This is a genomic window from Alcaligenes sp. PF14 (assembly GCF_037150615.1).
In the GTDB taxonomy this organism is placed as follows: Bacteria; Pseudomonadota; Gammaproteobacteria; order Burkholderiales; family Burkholderiaceae_B; genus Alcaligenes; species Alcaligenes phenolicus.
Genome location: NZ_JBAGRS010000002.1, coordinates 362,858 through 383,076, shown reverse-complemented (window position 1 = coordinate 383,076; position 20,219 = coordinate 362,858). Strand labels below are relative to the sequence as shown.

The window sequence follows — 20,219 nt, the reverse complement described above, 5'->3', positions numbered from 1 at the left end:
CGCAAGCTTGTATCACCACCCGCGTCACTATCATCACCCAAAAGTCTGGCTCTCGTTGCAGTCAATATGACTGACTTCAAACGCACGATCAGCCTAGCCAAAATATAAACAGGCTACCTTGAACCCAAGGCAGCCTGTTTCACTGCTTACTGACTACTGCTGATGCTTAGTGCTTGAAGGACTCAGAACCCGCCCCAGCAGCACGCGTGGCTGCCAAGGCCTCAGCGGCCAGGCGAGCTACTTCTTCGTCGCTCAGGGGCGTTACAGCGTCTTGCAGGGCCACTTCCAGTACACGATCAATCCAACGCACCGGGATAATCTCCAGCGTGTTTTTCACGTTATCTGGAATATCGGCCAGGTCCTTGATGTTTTCTTCCGGGATCATCACGGTTTTGATGCCGCCGCGTTGCGCTGCCAACAGCTTCTCTTTCAAGCCGCCGATAGGCAGAACTTCGCCGCGCAAGGTGATTTCACCCGTCATGGCCACATCAGCACGAACCGGAATACCCGTCAGGCTGGACACGATAGCGGTCGTAATGGCGATACCGGCCGATGGACCGTCCTTGGGCGTAGCGCCTTCTGGAAAGTGCACGTGCAGGTCACGCTTTTCAAACACGCTATTGGCAATGCCCCACTTCTGGGCACGCGAACGTACGACTGTGCGAGCCGCTTCAACCGACTCTTTCATCACATCGCCAATCGAGCCGGTGCGCAGCACATTGCCTTTACCGGGCATATCGGCCACTTCGATGGTCAGCAATTCACCGCCCACCTCGGTCCAGGCCAGACCCGTCACCAGGCCAACCTTGTTCTCTTTTTCGGCCAGGCCGAAGGAGAAACGACGTACGCCCAGGTAATCGTTCAGATTCGCCGCATTCACGACCAAGGTTTCCTGGGTCAGTGTTTTGTTGCGAGCTGCACGCGTACCGGCTTGTGGATTGGCCACCAACAGCTTGCGAACAACCTTGCGGCAGATCTTGCTGATTTCACGTTCCAGGGAACGCACACCCGCTTCACGGGTGTAGTAACGCACGATGTCGCGCACGGCATCTTCGGTCACTTCCAGCTCGCCATCGCGCACGCCGTTGTTCTTCATCAGCTTGGGCAAGAGGTAATCGAAAGCAATACGCACCTTCTCATCTTCGGTGTAACCCGACAGACGAATCACTTCCATACGGTCCAGCAGGGCCGGTGGAATGTTCAAGGTGTTGCTGGTTGCCACGAACATCACATCGGACAAGTCGTAGTCCACTTCCAGGTAGTGATCCTGGAAGGTGTGGTTTTGTTCAGGGTCCAGAACCTCCAGCAGTGCCGAGGATGGGTCGCCACGGAAATCCGCGCCCATCTTGTCGATCTCGTCCAGCAGGAACAGCGGGTTACGTACACCCACCTTGCTCATGTTCTGAACCACCTTGCCCGGCATGGAGCCGATGTAGGTACGACGGTGACCGCGAATCTCGGCCTCGTCACGTACACCACCCAAAGCCATACGAATGAACTTGCGGTTCGTTGCCTTGGCAATGGACTGTCCCAGCGAGGTTTTACCCACGCCTGGAGGGCCAACCAAACACAGGATTGGAGCCTTCAGTTTGTCGACACGTTGCTGAACAGCCAGGTACTCGACAATACGTTCCTTGACCTTTTCCAGACCAAAGTGATCCGCATCCAACACTTCCTCGGCATTGCTCAAGGAGTTGTTGATACGGCTCTTTTTGCGCCAAGGCAGGCCAACCAGCGTTTCAATGTAGTTACGCACCACGGTTGCTTCGGCTGACATCGGCGACATCAGCTTGAGCTTCTTCATTTCCGATTCGGCTTTCTTGAGCGCTTCCTTGCTCAATTGAGCCTGCTCGATGCGTTTTTCCAGCTCTTCAACATCAGCGCCGTCTTCGCCTTCGCCCAGCTCTTTCTGAATCGCCTTGACCTGCTCGTTCAGATAGTAGTCGCGCTGACTCTTTTCCATCTGCTTTTTCACACGGCCGCGAATGCGCTTCTCGACCTGCAAGATGTCAATTTCGCCTTCCAGTTGCGACAGCAGGCTTTCCAGACGCTCCAAAGCCTTGGGCGTTTCCAGCATGCCCTGCTTTTGTTCCAGCTTCAAAGGCAAATGAGCGGCGATGGTATCGGCCAGACGGCCAGCATCGTCAATCCCGGTCAGGGAAGTCAGAATTTCCTGAGGGATTTTTTTATTCAGTTTGACATACTGCTCGAACTGACCCAGCACCGCACGACGCAGGGCTTCGGTTTCAGCAGCATCACCGGAGTCGCCGGGCACTTCGACCACCGAGGCCATGAAGTGGGTTTCGGCATCCTGTACCTGGGTGATTCGAGCGCGCTGCAAGCCTTCCACCAGCACTTTTACCGTGCCGTCGGGCAGCTTGAGCATTTGCAAAATACTGGCCGCACACGCAATTTCGTAGAGATCCTCGGGAGCGGGATCGTCCTTGCCTGCGGACTTTTGCGCCACCAACATAATGTTGTTGCCGGACTCCATTGCCAGCTCAAGGGCTTTGATCGAGCGAGGCCGGCCAACAAAAAGCGGAATCACCATGTGAGGGAACACCACTACATCGCGCAAGGGAAGCAGCGGCAGCTCAATAGGTTCCGTAGAAAGAATCTGGCTCGCAGACATAGTCATTTCCTATAAATGTCCTTAGACGCAAAAGGGAAGCCTGGGCTTCCCTTTCACGGTTTAACCTGTTGTAGCTCAGATTGTGGCGAATTTTGATATTTCAAGTGGGCCGAACGACCATTAGAACAGAACTTTACAGAGTTAAAGAGAGACAAGCCCTTATGCCTAGTGGTCTTCATAGGTCCACTCCTTTCTCTTTACCTTCGCCTGTCGCCCTGTCCCGCCTGCGCCTGTCCGACCAAAGCCAGACAGTGCACAAACGAGGAGATATCTCTAAGCTACTGCGTTTTTCAAGGGCGACTCAGTGTCACTGGCTTCACTATCGGACAAAGGACGACCCAAAATCAATTCGGGTTTACTCTTTCCGACAATGGCGTCCTCGGTCAGCACCACTTTGCTGACGTCTTTACGCGAAGGCAGTTCGTACATGGTGTCCAGCAGCGCTTGCTCGACAATACTGCGCAGGCCGCGAGCGCCGGTACGACGCTTGATGGCACGCTGGGCCACCGCACGCAGGGCTTCGGGCTGAACTTCCAGCTCTACGCCTTCCATGCTCAGCAGCTTCTGGAACTGCTTGACCAAGGCATTGCGCGGCTCGGTCAAAATGCGGATCAGTGCGTCTTCGTGCAGCTCTTCCAGAGTGGCGACCACAGGCAAACGCCCCACCAGCTCGGGAATCAGACCAAACTTGATCAGATCCTCGGGCTCGGCCTCAGAGAATAGCTCGCCTACGCCTCGTTCGGACTTGGCTTTCACAGAAGCAGAAAAACCGATACCGGATTTTTCTGTACGGTCGCGAATCACCTTTTCAAGGCCATCAAAAGCACCGCCCACGATGAACAGAATGCTGGTGGTATCCACCTGCACAAAGTCCTGGTTCGGGTGCTTGCGACCACCTTGCGGAGGAACCGAAGCGACTGTACCTTCGATCAGCTTGAGCAGCGCCTGTTGCACGCCCTCGCCCGACACGTCGCGGGTGATCGAAGGGTTATCCGACTTGCGGGAAATTTTATCGATTTCATCGATGTAGATAATGGCGCGCTGCGCTTTTTCCACATCGTAATCGCAGTTTTGCAGCAGTTTTTGAACAATGTTCTCGACGTCCTCACCCACGTAACCGGCTTCGGTCAGTGTGGTGGCGTCTGCCATCACAAAAGGCACATCCAGCATGCGGGCCAATGTTTGGGCCAGCAGCGTTTTGCCCGAACCCGTAGGCCCGATCAGCAAAATATTACTTTTGGACAGTTCCACATCGTCACGGCCTGCCTTGCCGCTACGAATTCGCTTGTAGTGGTTGTACACCGCTACGGCCAAGGTGCGCTTGGGCATTTCCTGGCCAATGACATACCCATCCAGAAACTCTTTGATTTCCTGGGGGGTGGGCAATTCTTTACGTTCACCATCAGGAGTGGCGCCCGCAGCTTCGTCACGAATGATATCGGTACACAGATCAATACATTCGTCGCAGATGAACACGGACGAAGGTCCAGCGATCAGTTTCTTGACCTCATGCTGGCTTTTATTGCAAAACGAGCAATGCAGAACTTTCTCGTCGGCCGATTTCTTTTCGGACATAAATTTAAATTTCACTTCAGGATGGTAAAAGGACGGGAACAAGTCCCGCCCCCGAACAGCCATAGTACTGCGTCAGATCGATCCCTGGCGGGACAGATGATTACTCGTCACGAGTGTTCATCACCTTGTCGATCAGGCCATAGGCCACAGCGTCTTCAGCTGCCATGAAGTTGTCACGCTCGGTATCCAGCTCGATACGCTCGACAGGCTGGCCGCAGTTTTCGGCCAGGATCTTGTTCAAGCGTTCACGCAGGCTCAGGATCTCCTTGGCCTGAATCTGGATATCGGAAGCCTGGCCTCGCGCACCGCCCGAAGGCTGATGAATCATGATGCGCGAGTTAGGCAAGGCAAGACGCTTGCCCTTGACGCCCGAAGACAGCAAGAAAGCGCCCATGCTGGCAGCCATGCCGGTACACAATGTCGAGACTTCCGGCTTGACGAACTGCATCGTGTCGTAGATGGCCAGGCCTGCATAGACCGAACCACCGGGCGAGTTGATGTAGAGCGAAATATCCTTTTCAGGATTTTCCGACTCCAGAAACAGCAGCTGGGCCACAATCAGGTTGGCCGAGTTGTCATGAACCGGGCCCACCAGAAAGATGATGCGCTCGCGCAGCAGGCGGGAGTAGATGTCGTAAGACCGCTCTCCACGACCGGACTGCTCGATCACGATAGGCACGTAGCCCAAACCCGTAGGGGCAACGGATTGCCCCCCATGCATTGAGGCGTAGAAGTCGACAAAGGTTGACGACATTAGTTGGTTCCCATGATTTGGTCGAACGCCACCTCCTCGTCGGACACCTTGGCCTGGGACAGTACGTGCTCGACGACGTTATCTTCGAGTACCACTGCCTCAATCTCGGCGCGACGCTGGCGATCGGACAAGTAGTAGGCCACCACTTGGGCGGGCTGTTCGTAGTTCTGGGCAAATTCTTCGATGCGGGCACGAACCTGTTCGGGCTTGGCTTGCAGTTCAGCAGCCTTGACCAGTTCGGAGACCAGCAGACCCAGACGCACGCGGCGAGTGGATTCTTCCTTGAAGGCCTCGGCAGGGATAGGCATCTTGTCTGCGTCAGGCACGCCGCGCTCTTTCAGTTCGGCGCGAGCCGAAGCGATGCGACCTTCCACGTCGTTGTCCACCAGAGCGTTAGGCACGTCAAATTCGCTGGCAGACAGCAAGGCGTCCATCACAGCGGATTTGTTACGGGCGTGCACACGAGCCTTGATTTCGCGTTCGATGTTGGCACGAATGTCGGCCAGCAAAGCGTCCACATCACCTTCAGCCTGACCCAGGGACTTGGCAAACTCAGCATCCAGCTCGGGCAGAACAGGCTGGGCCACGTCTGTCACGGTGATCTTGAATTCGGCAGTTTTGCCAGCCACTTCCTTGCCGGTGTAGTCGGCAGGGAATTCCAAAGGGAAGGTTTTGGTTTCGCCTGCTTTCATGCCGGCAACGGCAGTCTCGAACTCGGGCAGCATGCGGCCACGACCTTGCAGGTACTGGAAACCTTCAGCGCTACCGCCTTCAAAGGCGACGCCGTCAATGGTGCCCACAAAGTCCAGAGTGATGCGGTCATCTTCCTGAGCTTGGCGATCAGCGCTGGATTCGTAGTTGGCGCGTTGCTTGCGCAGCACGTCTACGGTGCGCTGGATGTCTTCGTCGGTCACAGGCGTGTTGGCACGCTTGATTTCCAGTTTGGACAGATCAGGCAGAGCCACTTCTGGGTAAACTTCGAAAGTTGCGGTAAAGGCCATGGTGCCTTCAGCAGGCTCGCCTTCTTTGGCTTCCAGATTAGGAGTGCCGGCTACGCGCAATTTGGAGTCCTGGATCACTTTGTCCAGGGCTTTGCCGATTTCTTCGTTGATGGCGTCGTAACGGATACCAGGGCCGTGGCTGCGCTCGACAACGGACAAAGGCGCTTTACCGGGACGGAAGCCCTGTACCTTGGCCGTACGAGCCACACGCTTGAGCTGGGCCTGGACTTGTTTTTCTACGTCGGCCACCGAAACGACCACATCGACTCGGCGCTCCAAGCCGGACAGAATTTCAACCTCGGGCTGCATTGAAGACCTATATTAAATTGAGTAATTGATAAGAGTAATCCGGCATTTTACCGGAAACTGGCACGGTAAATCCAAACAAACGTATTTTGAATCATAATTTCCTGTCAAGACAATACAGCCGTGCCGGACTATGATCCCTTACTTTACCTTCCCTACGCAAGACTGATATGCACATGAACACCCCTTTAGGCGGCATCCGGGTCCTGGAACTGGGCCAATTGATCGCCGGCCCCTTTGCCGCCAAGATCCTGGGCGAATTTGGCGCGGACGTCATCAAGATCGAATCCCCCAAAGGCGGTGACCCCTTGCGTAAATGGCGTTTGCTGCATGACGGTAACTCGGTCTGGTGGGAGGTGCAATCCCGTAACAAGAAGTCTCTGGCCCTGGACCTGCGACAGGCGGAGTGTCAGGACGTGGTGCGCGCACTGGTAAAAGAATGTGACATTCTGATCGAGAACTTCCGCCCCGGCGCCCTGGAAGAATGGGGGCTGGGCTGGGAAGATCTGAAAGCCATCAACCCCGGCCTGATCATGCTGCGCGTATCAGGCTACGGCCAGACCGGTCCTTACAAGGACAAGCCCGGTTTCGGCGTGATTGGCGAGGCCATGGGCGGCTTGCGCCACCTTAGCGGTGAAGCCGGACGCCCGCCAGTACGGGTTGGTGTGTCCATTGGAGACTCTCTGGCAGCCTTGCATGGTGTCATCGGCATCATGATGGCCCTGCGCCAGCGTGAACAGAACAAGGGCGAAGGTCAATATATTGACGTGGCCCTGTATGAATCCGTGTTCAACATGATGGAAAGCCTGCTGCCCGAATACTCCGCCTTCGGTGCCATTCGGGAGCCTGCCGGCAGCAGCCTGCCCGGCATTACGCCCAGCAATGCCTACGTCTGCAAGGATGGCAAGTACGCCTTGATCGCCGGCAATGGCGACAGCATTTTCAAGCGCTTGATGAACGCCATTGGGCGCGCTGATATGGCTGACAATCCCGACTACGCGCACAATGATGGTCGCGCCCGAAATGCAGGCGTGATCGATGCCGCCATTGGCCACTGGGCCAGCGCTCTGGAACTGGACAAGGTACTGGAAATTCTGGACCAGGCTGGCGTTCCCGCAGGGCGGGTTTATGACATTGCCGATATCGCGGCGGACCCCCACTATCAGGCCCGTGACATGCTGCTGGACAGCAGTCTGCCAGACGGCACACCACTTAAAGTACCGGGCATCGTTCCCAAGCTGAGCCACACCCCTGGCGCCATCTACCGCCCTGCTCCGCACCTGGGTCAGGACACCCAGGAAATCCTGGATAATCTGGGGATCAGCGCCGAACAACAAGCCGACTGGCAAGCACGCGGCCTGATCGCCAAGAACCCAAAACGCAAGTAAAACAAAGCAGTACAAAAGCACCTGGGGGCCAGTACAAGATGGCCCCTAATCTATTTGTTTTTCATACGGAGCAAGCACTTGCCGAGGATGAAAATTCAAGCTAGAATCTACTTCTTTCGTGCTGCGAACGTGGCGGAATTGGTAGACGCACCAGATTTAGGTTCTGGCGCCGAGAGGTGTGAGAGTTCGAGTCTCTCCGTTCGCACCAGAGCATGAAAACCGTTGATTCAAAAAAATCAATTTTAAACAAAATCAACGGCTTAGCTTTCTCTATCTAACTGCTTTTAATAGCCTGTTTTCAAGCATTCAACATCGTAGGCTTCATAAAAGCCCCACGAATTCCTCAAAAAACAAAAAATAGCCGGCATTGCCTAGGTATTGAATCCAGTTCAATGCTGTGAGCGATCCACATGACTGCAAGTACGTCTATTGATTTGGTTCCCTTGCAATTGTTTGGCCGTAATTGCCACTCAATCAACTCGCTGCACGTCTTGTATTGTTGTGTACGGAAGCTAGCCCATTCTCACAATCTTTAGTTAAAGCTTGTCCGCGCTAACAAAGTGATTTCCGGGTAACAGCCCACCAAAGCTGCGCTATATAGATCTGATAAATCCAACGGTATTTACTGAAATCGACCTCGAGACTACTGAGAAAAAGCACGTGCCGGGGGGCAGAATCGCAAGAACCCCGCTGGGCACTGTGCTTTTCTCCTGAACACCACTACTTAAACATCAGTTGTAGCGATCGTGCTTTCCAGGAAAGTCACTGGGCCAGCGCATGGGTTGCGGCTCGGGCTTGGGAGCCGGATCAGGACTTGGGCTGGGAGCCGGATTTGGGCTTGGCTTTGGATTGCGATTCATCCCCATCTTTCCTTTATAAAAAACCAATAATGACAATCATTCGCAAGTAATTATATTACCTAGTCACATTTGACAATAAATAACATTTATTCCTGTTTTTTACTCGATAACTACATTTTTTATGCATAAAGAGGTCATAAATTTGCCTGAAAGGCCAATAAACCGAAGAACATTTGTTACCTTATACTACATTGGTGAGCTGAAAGGGAGTATAGACATCGTTCTATAGACGTAGGTCAAAGCCGGTTTGAAACCGGCCCAAGAGGAAGGGATTTTGTCGTCAGGGAGTCTCAGGGGAGGACTTCAACACGGCCAGCCAGACAAGCCAAAAACCATGCCCTGCATAAAGAGAAAGTCGGCACAGAGATGGCTGAGCCACAACAAACAGCTTAGTGAAGCAGCAAGAGCAACGGGCACGTCACCTGATATCCCTACTATCAAGCCCGAAAGATTCCCCTCCTCATTTCCGAGCCCCACAAAAGAAAGCCTTGAAGCGCAGACACAAAAAAGCCGCCCTTGAAGGCGGCTTCCCGATTAAATTCGGAGCTTATTCCTGCCGATCGTGTTTACCCGGAAAATCGCTAGGCCAACGCATGGGCTTCGGCTGCGGATCGGGTTTCGGTACCTGATTAGTAAAGGGGGCACTGTTCACAAGGCAACCTCCTTCATGAAAATTAAAAATATAGAGCCAAGCCTCAATTGCACCAAATCTTATATCAATAAGAGCTAATTAATGGACGCTCTAGTATTAACCCTAGCGGAACACTGAACAAATTAGCTGGCTCATAATTAATCAGACAGCATTCACGCCCGACAGTTCCTTGCCACGCCTATCCCTAACAGCGGTGCCACAGCAAAAATTCCAAATAAATAATATGCCGCTTGACGCGTTCCCTCCACGCCACCGGGATCAATAAGTCCACCCGCATTGGCAATCATTCCAGCCAAGGCTGCTCCGCTTGCCGTTGCAAAGAGCTGAATGGTTGTAATCGATGCCCCCGCCAGTTCCTGCTCTTGGGCTGGCACTGCCTTGAAAACCCGCACCAGCAAATGGGGCCAAGCTACCCCTACTCCCACGCCTATCAAGGCCAGAGCCAGACAAATCGGTGCCAGAGCCAGGACGGAACCCGTACTGGTATCTGGCAGTAAAACAACAAGCCCCACCATACCCAGCAGTCCCAGGATAGGCCCCGCCATGATCGCCCGCGCAATGGCTTTTTCCCCCAGGCCCGAGCTGATAATTGCCCCTACCGTCCAGCCCGCCCCCATCAGCGCCGTCAAGTACCCCGCTACTAACGGGGACTGTTGATGCAAGACTTGCAGAAAAAGCGGTGCAAAAACTTCACCACTGGTCACCGTCAGCACTAACAAGGACATCAAGGCATAGAGTTTGGCAATAGCAGATCTGAACTGAAACGCCCCCGATGGCAGCAACTTGGTAGACGAACGTTTTTCCACTACCAGCAAAGCGACGGCCAACACCCCCGCCAAGCCCAGGCCAAGCGCATTTTGCAGTACATCTGCCGAGGTACTACCGGCAGAGATCGCCAACACCGCCAGCGTCAACAGCAGCAGTTGAATCACAGGAATAGCCACCTTGCTCACCGCCACGGCATGTTGCTCGCGTTTGGGGAGGACTACTAATGCCAAAGCGGCAAAAAGTACGGCAATCAAGGCGACCGATCCAAAAGCCGCACGCCACATTCCCCACTGCGCAAACACGCCACCGACTGCCGGCCCGGCCAACGTTGCCACGCCCCACATGGCTGATACCAACGCCATGGCTCGAGGCCACAAGGGCTCTGCAAAAACCAGACGAATCATGGCGTACGCCAGAGCAAAGAGAAAACCACCGCCAATCCCCTGGACGAAGCGCCCGAACAGCAAAAGGGACATATTCGGCGCCAGCGCGCAAACAAGCGCCCCCACCGCAAAGATCAAGGCCGCGACGGCATAGCTGCCTTTAGGACCCGTCAAGGCCAGCAACTTGGGTGACAGAGCCGAACCCAGAATAGACGCCACGACAAACAGGGTCGTATTCCAGGCATATAAATCCAGCCCACCAATATCCCGCACAACCGTGGGCAAAATGGTGGTCACAATGTAGACATTGACGGCATGCAATACCACCCCACCGGCCAGGACGAGGGCACGCATGGCATTGGCCCCCGACAACAAAGCGCCCCACCCGGTCTGTACCCCATGCCCGCTACGCGCGCAAGCTTGCTGATTCTTCATAAGATCTCGACTCATTCTTTTAAAAGTAGCCCTGCCGCTTGAAAAGCTTGCATAGGCAAGAGTGGTCTTTTATAAAACCTCATGTATAGATGAGGTCAAGAGATCCAGACGCCATGAGAATCGATACCAGCATCCCTCTGTCCGTGGGTGAAGTCGCCCGCCGCAGCGGGGTCACCATTGCAACCGTGCATCACTACGAAACCAAAGGTCTCATTCATGGCTGGCGTAGCGATGGTAACCAGCGCCGCTATCACCGGAATGTTCTACGAAAAATTGCGGTCATCAAAATTGCACAGCGCGCCGGCATTCCACTGGCTACCATCAAAACAGCCCTGGATGAATTACCTACTGGCCGGCCACTGAACGCGAAGGACTGGGCCACCTTGTCCACGAGCTGGCGGGATATGTTGAATGAGCGGATTCTCAGCCTGACACAGCTACGCGATGAGCTGGATGGCTGTATAGGCTGTGGGTGTTTGTCCATGACGGACTGCCCACTTAGAAACCCGGGGGATCAGTTATCCCTGTCAGGCGCGGGTGCTGTGCTGCTTGATGCCGGACGACACAATCAGAAGCGGAAGAAAAGAGCGGGGGAAATCTGATCGCGCAGCTTGTGTGAAATCCAGGCTGAACACGCAGCGCATCAGGGTTGGAAATCAGCGAAAACCGACTCTTACTTCACTATGCCAGAAGGCATCAGGCAGCAAAAAGGCCCAGTTTTCACACCAGGCCTTTTTTTACTTTCCAAGAAACGCCCTGCTCTCTTAGATCACTCCCCAGAAATACAGCAGCGCGGGAAGCAAGGCTGTCAGCACCCCTTGCACGGCAGACACCAGCCCAGTCAGGCGGGCAATGGGTTTATTCAGCACCAGCAGCAAGAAGAACATGAACCAGAGCACTGCCCAGGACAACCAGCTCAGGACTTGCCAGTAGTCAAAAATCCGCTCGGCTACGCTCAAATTTGTAAGTGCGGCGGGAACAGCGATGCAGGCGACCACCAGGGAATACCAGCCCAAGGCACGCCCATCACTTCCTGTAAACGCGTTCACCCCTACCCAAAAATAGGTCAAGGCAAACAGGCCCAGATAAATGGCCGACAAGGGAGAGTACACGGTGCTATTGGCGGGGTTCAAGATATGGGACATGCAGATGAATCCCAGTACGGCCGTGAACAAGTTGACGATAGCAGCATCTTTGGCATCCACCAGCCTGCCAGCATGATGGCCTTCAGAGTAAAAGAGACGAACACCATTAACGAACAGGCACAGGCCTGCAAACGCCAGAAAAGCGGCAACTAGCATTTTGAAGATATCCTAAGTAATAGAAGGCGGACACAGAACATGCCCGCAACATGATGTTGCACTCAAGGCTGAGGCGGAGCAGATCATAGAGCTTGGCTACACAATTGCCATGTGATTTTTTTTATAAGCTCTATAAGAAAAAACGCGCAATTTTGCGGCGGTTTTCCAGTGAAAATTCTTGCTGAAAAGCGAGCGGTTTGCACAGGCATTAGCAGACAAACGCCCCCTTCTCCATTTTGGAAGCAGACTCAGCCCAGGACCAAACAAAGTCCCTTTTAATCAATGAGTTAAAAAATTATCGAAGCCTAGGCAAGGCCGCTACAAATGACGTCTGGCAACTGACAAAACAATAAACAGCGTGCCTGCTCAAGAACTCGCTCAAGCCTGTTCGTTTTGGCCCCAGCGAGCCAGCACACGCACATAGACCAACTGTGCCAGCAGTTCCACCAGAGTCTGCGTCAAAATGATGGCTGGCAACAACGGCAAAGCCCCCGGAATCGCCAAAGCCAAGGGCAGCACCACCAAAGAATTGCGAGTTGCACTGCTGAAAGCCACCGCACGTCGCAACGGGACGGCCAGCCGCGCTTGCCGTGCCAGCGCCCAGCCGATGACAGGAGCCAGAATGGCAAACAGCGCATACACCGGCAACACTCGCCACAAGACATCCAGTGCAGGCTCCAGTTGTCGCAGAACAGCCGCCACGACGATGAACAAGACCAAAGCAGTGGCTGGAACGGGGGCCAAGCCCAAACCCGTTTTTATCTGCGCCCAGCTATGACTTTTACCCGCGAGATACTGGGTGGCCCCCGCCAGCAGCAGCGGAATCAGAATCAAGTAAAAGAAAGCATTCAGAAACGGCCCGGCTTTGATGTACAAACCGAACTGTTCCCCCAAGGCCAATTTCAAAAACAAGGGCAGGAGCAGCATTTGCACAAGCAGCAGTACCGGCGTAGCGGCTAGAAGTGCGCGGGCGTCGGCACGACCTAATTGAGCAAAGGTCACGACGTAATCAATGCAAGGAGCCAGCAAGACCAACAGCACGCCCAGGCGCAACATGGTTTGGTCTGGCAGCAAGGGCACCAGCGCAAAGACCAATAGAGGTATCAGGAGAAAATTGGCCAGAAGCAAAACGGCCAGAAAGCGCAGCTGGGTCAGCGCTTTGCCTAACTGGGCAATAGGCACCTGCACAAAGGTGACATACAACATGAAAGCCAGCGCTGGATTGATCCAGTTGACCAGACTAGCTGGCATCACCCAGACACTGGCCATCCAGGCGGCAAGCAACATCGCCACACAATAAATAGCAGTTTGCCGGCGCTCTAATACATCACGAATCACGGCCAATACCTCGTTTGGCAGAACAACTCCGGCACTGCCGTGAGAACTCCCTTTTACAGACCGCTACGGCGCAAACGTGCGGCGGACTGACGGTTCAAATCTCGAGCCTCACGCTCGGCATACTCGCTTTCTCCGGCTTCGTAACGGCCCTCGTGCATGCAGGACTCACGGTCCCAGGTGCATTCATTAAAGAGTTTTGACACGGGGCCACCACCGGGCTTCGCGGAGGAACAAGCTGCCATCAAAGCGGCCAGACCGAGCACCGCGCAACTTTGAATCAGACGTCGAACCATCATTGTGTTTTCCCTACAAAAAATCTTTATTGCAATTACCGCGAATCGAAATCAGAACCGATCGCGGACAATAGGAACACTGTACCCTGAGCCTCCAAAGCCCGTCGATTCCCTTTCCTGATAATTTGCAATTTATGACTCACGAACAATTTTTGCTATTGGCCCAAATCTTGAATCTGACGCCCAATCCCGAACTGGAGCAGGAAGTCCGACATCCAGGCGCGCAAATCAGCACACAAGCACAACAGATCCTGACTCTACATCTCCAGCTGAAGGGAGCCTATGTCATTCACAGGCCCACTGCATTTCGAGTTGTAGTCAGCCATGACGATCTGGACCGTTTCCCAGGCGCCCTGGATTTGAAGCAAGGTATGCATGTACAGCTGGTTTCTTACACCAGCGAGCGCTACATCAGTGTTCGTATCACCCAACTGCCAGCCACCCCCAAGGCGTATTTCAGGGGCGTCGTCAGCGAGCAGAACATCAGTTACCACGTTTTCGAGGTCGGGGACAGCGTGTATTTTTCTGAAGATCAAGTCCACGCCATACTCAATAAATAAAACGGGCTAGTGCCCACACGCCAAGGTGCCTGCTTCAACCCGATCTTTTCAGACTGGTGTCAGGCAGCAAGTGCAAGCCTGTCCGTCTTACAAACTCCTCGTAGCTGATGGGTGGTCCAACACGAGTGGAAGCCTGGTTAGCCTGCCAATGTACCCAGGATCGTCCTGTGGTGGCGTCATACACCAGCTTGAACAAATGACTGGGAACGGCAACCTGGCTGGAACCTATCGTCGCCGCATTGCGCTCGTACACAGGTCCGGTGAACACATACACATTGCCTGCGGCACGCGCCACATATTTACGGGTATCGGCTTCGATCTTGTTCCAGGGGCCGGCGTTGTGGACCTGATTTTGCGGCACCATATTGGCCAGAGAAAAGCTCTGGGCCATGCTCTGCTCCGAAGCCATATCCCCTGCCGGAGCCATATGCCCGCGCGAAAAGCCCGAGCCTCGATAGTCATTCAGCTCGGCTCGCTCTGCCTGCGGCAAACGGCCTTCAGCATAAAAACGATCCGTGCGCTTCAAACCTTTGGCGGACTGAATCTGCTGACGATTCAGACGCTGGACGACAAACACCGGCGTCTTGGTTTGGCCGCTATGCAAAATCGCAAAAGAGCTGAAGCACAACTCTCTTTGCGTGTAAGCCATGGGCACGACAGGTCGCGAGCCGGGAAAGAACTGGGGGCAATGTGCAAAAGAGGTTTGAACATACCCCTCGACCGAGGCCGGAACAGGCACACTATCCTGCTGCGTCGCACCTGGCCAACCCAAGGACACCAGAAACGATTCCAGACTTTGCCAGTTCGGCCCTTGGGGATGAAGCCAGGCCGTTGCAATCCCGAAACTGGTCAGGGCCGCGGCAAGGACGGACTTCAAAAATCGGGACGGGTTTGCCTGCCCTGTCTTTTTTCTACTACTGGTTTTTTTAACGCTACGACCTGTACTTTTTCTGCTCATACCACTCTTGTTTATGCTTGGTCGGCTTACATCATTGCGCCGACTGCACCTGTGATTATAAGCAGTCCTTTCAGATTCAAAAGAACGTGCCCCCAGTGGGAGCACGTATTTATTTCTGACTCCGGCTTTTTTAACGCGATCAATCGCCAGAACAGGAAAAGACTCAGGACTTGCGGTGACGCTTTTTACTGAGCACCCAGAGCCTGCAATTCTTTCAATTCATCTTGCAGTTGTTCCAATTTGGCACGATCACGTTCCAGTTTTTTCTCCAGCTTTTCCACCTTGTCTTGTCGCCCTTCAGCCCGTTTCTCGGCGATTTCATCCAGGCGCTCCTGGATATCCTCTGCCTGCTCGCGGATATCTTCCTGTACATCACGCAGCAAATCCGCGTCCCGGCAATGCATCTGCACATTGGCCAAGGCGCGCTCCAGGCCACGCTCTCGATGGACATTGCCATGCTGGCGAGCATAGTTGATCTGGTTCTGAATTTCGGCAGCCCGATACTGGCAAGCCGGGTTATCAGCCCAGGCGGGCAAGGCCATCACACTTAATACAGCACTCAAGCACCATACGGAACGTTTCATCCTTGTCACTCCTGCAGTGTTCATCCAGATAGCCATCATACAATCCAGACTCCAATTTACCTCAGGTGGACGATTGGAATAGACTTCGTCAATTTGTCACGAAAACGTGATTAGATTCGAAAATTCTTCTGTTTATGACATATTCAAGTAACAAAATTGTCGCAAATTGTGTCGAGAAATTTACACAACTTGTCTTTAAGCATAAAACAGTTCAGTTACACTCGAAATCCTCATAAAGCAAACTTTTACTTTTAATCGTGTTCAACATCACCACCAGGAAACTGATTTTTTTCCTGTGCGCTGCTTTGATTGTGTTGTGGCTCTTTCCCTTTGCGCACGTCAACGAAAGTTTGCTCAACTCCTCCCAGGCGTATTCAGCCTGGCATACCAGTGTGCTCAACTCCTTGATGCCCTTGTCCATTCTGGCCGTTGCCAGTCTGATCTGGGCAGAACGGGCGGTGTCCGCTTGTCTGGCCATGGCCGTCAACACCGTCTTGTTTGTACTGGCGATCAAGAATATCTGCGATACCGCGGACCGCTTCTCGCGGGTCTGCGGTATTGATATTTCCGTTTCCTATGGAGCCATGTTGTACGGACTGGGCATGGCCACCCTGTGGGTGCTGCTGCTGAGCTATCGCTGGAAAGGTCCCAAGGAACAATCCGGCCCCTCGGGTGACGCAAGCCTGTAATCAGGTTCCTCTCGTCCTTGCATCATCCGGATGGTCTGCGGGGCCGGTGAGGCCATGACCAGGGTCTCCTTTATTCTTGCCGTACAAGTAACGGCTTCAAGCCGGATTGAAGGGCCAGAAAACGGGGATCAACAACACGCCCAACACCCAGAAAATCAGATTCAAGGGCAAACCCACTTTCAGGAAATCCACAAAACGATAGCCGCCTGCGCCATAAACCATGGTGTTGGTCTGATAGCCCACAGGCGTGGCAAAACTGGTGGAAGCCGCGAAGGTAACGGCGATCAGAAATGGAGTGGGATCGACGCCCATCATTTTCGCCGTGGACATTCCTATCGGTGCCAGCAAGACGGCAGCGGCGGCATTGCTCATGAATTCGGTCAGCATCAGGGCCATCAGGTAGACCACGGCCAACACGGTCAAAGGCCCAAAGGACTTCACCAGACCAACGGTATTTTCGACCAGAAACTGGGCCGCGCCGGTCTCGCTCATGGCCATACCCAAAGGCAGCAAGCCCGCCATCAAGATGATGATGCGCCAGTCTATGGCGTCGTACACATCATCTGCTTTCAAACAACCGGCCAGTGTCATGGCCACGGCACCGAACAAGGAGGTGATGCTGATAGGCACCCAGCCCAAGGCAGGCACCAAAATCACCAGGGCCATGGTGACCAGTGCAAACGGCGCACGCCAGCCCATTTCCTTTTCAGCCTCGCGCTCGGACAGCACGATAATATTGCTGTCAGCCCGCAAATCGGCCGCCTCTGCGGCCGGAGTCAATATCAACAAGATATCGCCCACTTGCAAACGCACTGCACGCAATTGCTCACGCAAGACCTGACCACGGCGATGAATGCCCAGCACGGTGGCGTTCTTGTGCCAGCCTGCTCCCAAACTGCCCAAAGTACGACCACTGATACGCGAACGCGGCGCAATCATGACCTCGGTCAGGACCTGATCGACCTGCTCAAAAGACTGTTGTTCCAGCTTGAACTGGGGGTCTACTTCCAGACCCGCTTCTTTGCGCAGTTCATCCAGCTTGGTCCAGTCTCCGCGCGCCAACAGCACATCGTCCTGCTCGATCTTCTGCTCTCGCGGGCCCCACACTTTGGTATCGCCGCGCAACAGCTCCAGCACAAACACCCCGTATTGCTCGCCCAGCTTGGCATCGCCCACCGATTGGCCAATCAGGGAAGAATCGGGCATCACCCGCAGCTCGGTAATGTATTTTCCCAGCTCATATTGCTCGACCAACTCGCCGCCACGGGCATCGGGCAGTAACCAGCGCCCTATCGTCAGCAAATAAAGACACCCCACAGCCATACAGATCACCCCCAAGGCGGTGAACTCGAACATGGTGAAACCGGGATGGCCCAGATCGCGGGCAATGGCATTGACCAGCAGGTTGGTAGAGGTCCCGACCAAGGTACAGACCCCGGCCATTTGTGAGACATAGGACAAGGGGATAAGCGCTTTGGAAGCCGACATGCCTATCCGTGCGCAGGCGGCCATGACGATGGGAATGAATACCGCTACCACCGCCGTGTTGTTCACGAAAGGAGCAATCACCGCCAGAACCAGAAACAACAGCAGCAGAAACTGCACAGGGGAGCGTGCCTTGCTCAGCAAATCCCCAATCCCGGACAGCGCCCCGCTATTTTGCAGCCCGGCAGCCAGCACAAACATGGCCGCGACGGTAACCGTGGCCGGATTGCTGAAACCACCCACGGCCTGCTCGGGAGTCACCAAACCCAGAACCGCCAAGGTGCTGAGCACCAGCAAGGCGATAGCATCTATTCGGAGTTTTTCTGTAGCAAACAAGACAATCGCGATTAAAGCCAGACCCAAGACCACTGCAATCTCTGTTGTCATGTTGCCCCACTCCTGTTTGTGCTGTGCTGCTCAGTATAGGGAAAAATGCAGCACAGCAAGCACTGCATTTCGCCGCACTCAACAAAAAACACAAGTTTTCAAAACAGGAAAAGTGAAGCCTTCAAGCTTGGAAGGATCGGTGGCGCAAGGCCACCCCTGCAACGCTTAAACCAGCAGCATCACCAAAAACACCAGCCCCAACAAGGCGATATAGGCTTTGGCATGAATGCTGTCCGGGATCTTGCCGATCCAGCGCGAGGTGAAGCGAATCCCCAGCCAGGAGCCAATCACCAGCACCAGGCATGCGCGCAAGTCGATATAACCTGCATGCCAGGCCCCCAAGGAATCGGCATTCCAGGCCAGCATGGCGTAGGTCAGGCTCCCCACCACCGCCATCGGCAAGGACAAGGGGTTGGCTGCGGCCGTGGCAGCGGTCATGCTGGCACCGCGTCGACGCATCAAGGGGACAGTGATCACGCTACCACCGACACCCAAAAAGGCGGCAATCGCACCAATAATTACCCCGGCCCCAGCACTACTGGCCTTGCTTAAAGGGCGCATGGTATTGCTGGACTCTTGGGTGAAGCCGGAACGAAACAGGCTATCCAGAATCGTCAGGCCCAGATACGCCACAAAAACCCAACGTACCCAGGACCCGCTCAAGGCCATGGCTGCTGCCGCACCGGGAATCGCCCCCAAGGCGATGAACAGGAGCAAAGGACGCACTTGCCCCCAAGGCACAGTGCCCGCCTTGTGGTGGCGCCAGGTAGACAGGCCAGCACCAAAAATCATGACGCAGGTGGAAGTGGCCACCGCAATATGCATGGCCGCCTGCCCCATCTGACTGTCCACGCCATACATGCCAATCAGCACCGAATACAGCACGGGAACCACCACAAAACCGCCACCGAAGCCAAACAGCACGGTGGTCACGCCAGCCAGCAAACCAAAAAACAGCAATAGAAAATACATAGCCGCCCATCAACACAGATGACAAAACCCAAGAATAGGTCGCCCTGCTTTGGCTGGCATGCTAAAACCGGTCAACAATACTTTCGTTTCGGCCAGAGGCTTGCTTATGCACAATGTACGACTGGATAGCGTAGATGCCACCCCTCGCCCCTTGCTGGCGATTGGCACGGACTACGCGCCGGGCACGCTGCTGGACTTTCATGTGCACCGACGGGCGCAAATGCTCTATGCCATGACCGGGCTGATGGAAGTCGAAACCGACGATGGCGCCTGGGTGATTCCGCCCTATAGCGGCGTGTGGATTCCAGCTGGCAAACGCCATCGCGTACGCATGCAAAGCGCCAGCACCCGAAGCTTATATATAGAGCCGGAAGCAGCACCTCGCAGCAGCACACACTGCGAAGTGCTGGTCATTACGCCCTTGCTGCATCACTTGTTGCTGGCCTCCCTGGCCTTGCCCGCTCTGTACGAGGAAGATGGCCGCGACGGCGCCTTGGCTCAACTGCTTCTGCATGAAGTCGGTTTGGCGCAAACCATGCCGCTCTTTGCCCCCATCCCTCAAGACCCATCCCTGGCCCAGCTCTGCAAAGACTTTTTAAGTCAGCCCAATATTCAAAGCACGCCAGAACAGTGGGCCGGGCAAATCAATAAAAGCCTGCGCAGTTTTACGCGCCTGTTCCGGCAACAAACCGGCATGAGTTTTAGTGAATGGCGTCAACAAGCCTGTCTGCTGTCCGCTTTGACCAAGCTGTCTGCCGGTCAGTCAGTCACACAGATTGCGATGGACCTGGGCTATGACAGCTCCAGTGCCTTTTCCACCATGTTCCGTCGCCGTTTAGGACAGGCTCCCAGCAGCTTTATTCGTATTCCCTGAAGCATCGGGCAAGACTGCAGTTTG

General features: G+C 54.4%; 16 protein-coding genes, 1 tRNA gene and 1 pseudogene. 6 read left to right on the top strand and 12 right to left on the bottom strand.

Annotated features, from left to right (window positions below):
* Nucleotides 1-166 precede the first annotated feature (166 nt).
* The 4 genes from lon to tig form a co-directional block, all read right to left on the bottom strand.
* Nucleotides 167-2,632, bottom strand: a complete 2,466-nt coding sequence (lon, locus tag WFM49_RS05830; protein WP_009459101.1) for an endopeptidase La — start codon at nucleotides 2,630-2,632, stop codon at nucleotides 167-169.
* A 273-nt stretch (nucleotides 2,633-2,905) separates the two neighbouring features.
* Nucleotides 2,906-4,207 carry an ATP-dependent Clp protease ATP-binding subunit ClpX gene (clpX, locus tag WFM49_RS05825; protein WP_009459099.1) on the bottom strand — a complete coding sequence of 434 codons (1,302 nt, stop codon included), beginning with the start codon at nucleotides 4,205-4,207 and terminating at the stop codon, nucleotides 2,906-2,908.
* Nucleotides 4,208-4,307: 100 nt separating this feature from the next.
* A complete protein-coding gene (clpP, locus tag WFM49_RS05820) occupies nucleotides 4,308-4,961 on the bottom strand; it encodes an ATP-dependent Clp endopeptidase proteolytic subunit ClpP (RefSeq protein WP_021446711.1) in 654 nt (217 codons plus the stop codon).
* Nucleotides 4,961-6,271, bottom strand: coding sequence for a trigger factor (gene tig / locus WFM49_RS05815; protein WP_009459092.1), 1,311 nt, complete (start codon nucleotides 6,269-6,271; stop codon nucleotides 4,961-4,963). The genes clpP and tig overlap by 1 nt, the downstream gene beginning before the upstream one ends.
* A gap of 173 nt (nucleotides 6,272-6,444) precedes the next feature.
* On the opposite strand from tig, the gene WFM49_RS05810 reads away from it, so the two are divergent.
* Nucleotides 6,445-7,656, top strand: coding sequence for a CaiB/BaiF CoA transferase family protein (locus tag WFM49_RS05810; RefSeq protein ID WP_336972248.1), 1,212 nt, complete (start codon nucleotides 6,445-6,447; stop codon nucleotides 7,654-7,656).
* Between the two features lie 123 nt (nucleotides 7,657-7,779).
* A tRNA-Leu gene (locus WFM49_RS05805) sits at nucleotides 7,780-7,864 on the top strand.
* A 1,456-nt stretch (nucleotides 7,865-9,320) separates the two neighbouring features.
* On the opposite strand, the gene WFM49_RS05800 is transcribed toward WFM49_RS05805, so the two are convergent.
* Entirely contained in the window at nucleotides 9,321-10,754 is a 1,434-nt protein-coding gene (locus WFM49_RS05800; RefSeq protein WP_336972246.1) for an MFS transporter, read from the bottom strand.
* Nucleotides 10,755-10,867: 113 nt separating this feature from the next.
* Here WFM49_RS05800 and soxR point away from each other — a divergent pair, with 113 nt between their 5' ends.
* The gene (soxR, locus tag WFM49_RS05795) at nucleotides 10,868-11,356 is read left to right on the top strand and encodes a redox-sensitive transcriptional activator SoxR (RefSeq protein ID WP_009455765.1); all 489 of its coding nucleotides are present in this window, start codon (nucleotides 10,868-10,870) and stop codon (nucleotides 11,354-11,356) included.
* 162 nt (nucleotides 11,357-11,518) lie between these two features.
* On the opposite strand, the gene WFM49_RS05790 is transcribed toward soxR, so the two are convergent.
* The 3 genes from WFM49_RS05790 to WFM49_RS05780 form a co-directional block, all read right to left on the bottom strand.
* Nucleotides 11,519-12,055, bottom strand: a complete 537-nt coding sequence (locus WFM49_RS05790; protein ID WP_026482851.1) for an AmiS/UreI family transporter — start codon at nucleotides 12,053-12,055, stop codon at nucleotides 11,519-11,521.
* Between the two features lie 378 nt (nucleotides 12,056-12,433).
* Nucleotides 12,434-13,342 carry an arsenic resistance protein gene (locus WFM49_RS05785; RefSeq protein ID WP_442893026.1) on the bottom strand — a complete coding sequence of 303 codons (909 nt, stop codon included), beginning with the start codon at nucleotides 13,340-13,342 and terminating at the stop codon, nucleotides 12,434-12,436.
* A gap of 104 nt (nucleotides 13,343-13,446) precedes the next feature.
* Nucleotides 13,447-13,689 carry a hypothetical protein gene (locus WFM49_RS05780; protein WP_009455761.1) on the bottom strand — a complete coding sequence of 81 codons (243 nt, stop codon included), beginning with the start codon at nucleotides 13,687-13,689 and terminating at the stop codon, nucleotides 13,447-13,449.
* Nucleotides 13,690-13,820: 131 nt separating this feature from the next.
* Here WFM49_RS05780 and WFM49_RS05775 point away from each other — a divergent pair, with 131 nt between their 5' ends.
* On the top strand, nucleotides 13,821-14,246 hold the full coding sequence (locus WFM49_RS05775; RefSeq protein WP_268380414.1) for a hypothetical protein: 426 nt from the start codon (nucleotides 13,821-13,823) through the stop codon (nucleotides 14,244-14,246).
* 34 nt (nucleotides 14,247-14,280) lie between these two features.
* Here the strand turns inward: WFM49_RS05775 and WFM49_RS05770 are convergent, their stop codons facing one another.
* Nucleotides 14,281-15,204 carry a DNA/RNA non-specific endonuclease gene (locus WFM49_RS05770; RefSeq protein ID WP_082453580.1) on the bottom strand — a complete coding sequence of 308 codons (924 nt, stop codon included), beginning with the start codon at nucleotides 15,202-15,204 and terminating at the stop codon, nucleotides 14,281-14,283.
* Nucleotides 15,205-15,389: 185 nt separating this feature from the next.
* Complete coding sequence (locus WFM49_RS05765) at nucleotides 15,390-15,788, bottom strand: DUF1090 domain-containing protein (protein ID WP_336972242.1); 399 nt, start codon at nucleotides 15,786-15,788, stop codon at nucleotides 15,390-15,392.
* 311 nt (nucleotides 15,789-16,099) lie between these two features.
* Between WFM49_RS05765 and WFM49_RS05760 the strand changes: the two genes are divergently transcribed.
* Nucleotides 16,100-16,477: a DUF202 domain-containing protein gene (locus tag WFM49_RS05760; protein ID WP_240378722.1), complete on the top strand. Its 378-nt coding sequence runs from the start codon at nucleotides 16,100-16,102 to the stop codon at nucleotides 16,475-16,477.
* A 96-nt stretch (nucleotides 16,478-16,573) separates the two neighbouring features.
* Here WFM49_RS05760 and WFM49_RS05755 read toward each other — a convergent pair.
* Both WFM49_RS05755 and WFM49_RS05750 read right to left on the bottom strand, forming a co-directional pair.
* Nucleotides 16,574-18,361 (bottom strand): annotated as a pseudogene (locus tag WFM49_RS05755) (SLC13 family permease); the annotation flags it as partial.
* Nucleotides 18,362-18,514: 153 nt separating this feature from the next.
* A complete protein-coding gene (locus WFM49_RS05750; RefSeq protein WP_250757059.1) occupies nucleotides 18,515-19,321 on the bottom strand; it encodes a sulfite exporter TauE/SafE family protein in 807 nt (268 codons plus the stop codon).
* A gap of 106 nt (nucleotides 19,322-19,427) precedes the next feature.
* On the opposite strand from WFM49_RS05750, the gene WFM49_RS05745 reads away from it, so the two are divergent.
* Nucleotides 19,428-20,195, top strand: coding sequence for an AraC family transcriptional regulator (locus WFM49_RS05745; protein WP_336972239.1), 768 nt, complete (start codon nucleotides 19,428-19,430; stop codon nucleotides 20,193-20,195).
* The last annotated feature ends 24 nt before the right edge of the window (nucleotides 20,196-20,219 follow it).

Coding starts and splice junctions, on each gene's coding strand:
- lon (WP_009459101.1), bottom strand. CDS start 2,632: ATGTCTGCGAGCCAGATTCTTTCTACGGAACCTATTGAGCTGCCGCTG.
- clpX (WP_009459099.1), bottom strand. CDS start 4,207: ATGTCCGAAAAGAAATCGGCCGACGAGAAAGTTCTGCATTGCTCGTTT.
- clpP (WP_021446711.1), bottom strand. CDS start 4,961: ATGTCGTCAACCTTTGTCGACTTCTACGCCTCAATGCATGGGGGGCAA.
- tig (WP_009459092.1), bottom strand. CDS start 6,271: ATGCAGCCCGAGGTTGAAATTCTGTCCGGCTTGGAGCGCCGAGTCGAT.
- WFM49_RS05810 (WP_336972248.1), top strand. CDS start 6,445: ATGAACACCCCTTTAGGCGGCATCCGGGTCCTGGAACTGGGCCAATTG.
- WFM49_RS05800 (WP_336972246.1), bottom strand. CDS start 10,754: ATGAAGAATCAGCAAGCTTGCGCGCGTAGCGGGCATGGGGTACAGACC.
- soxR (WP_009455765.1), top strand. CDS start 10,868: ATGAGAATCGATACCAGCATCCCTCTGTCCGTGGGTGAAGTCGCCCGC.
- WFM49_RS05790 (WP_026482851.1), bottom strand. CDS start 12,055: ATGCTAGTTGCCGCTTTTCTGGCGTTTGCAGGCCTGTGCCTGTTCGTT.
- WFM49_RS05785 (WP_442893026.1), bottom strand. CDS start 13,342: ATGTTGCTTGCCGCCTGGATGGCCAGTGTCTGGGTGATGCCAGCTAGT.
- WFM49_RS05780 (WP_009455761.1), bottom strand. CDS start 13,689: ATGATGGTTCGACGTCTGATTCAAAGTTGCGCGGTGCTCGGTCTGGCC.
- WFM49_RS05775 (WP_268380414.1), top strand. CDS start 13,821: ATGACTCACGAACAATTTTTGCTATTGGCCCAAATCTTGAATCTGACG.
- WFM49_RS05770 (WP_082453580.1), bottom strand. CDS start 15,204: ATGAGCAGAAAAAGTACAGGTCGTAGCGTTAAAAAAACCAGTAGTAGA.
- WFM49_RS05765 (WP_336972242.1), bottom strand. CDS start 15,788: ATGAAACGTTCCGTATGGTGCTTGAGTGCTGTATTAAGTGTGATGGCC.
- WFM49_RS05750 (WP_250757059.1), bottom strand. CDS start 19,321: ATGTATTTTCTATTGCTGTTTTTTGGTTTGCTGGCTGGCGTGACCACC.
- WFM49_RS05745 (WP_336972239.1), top strand. CDS start 19,428: ATGCACAATGTACGACTGGATAGCGTAGATGCCACCCCTCGCCCCTTG.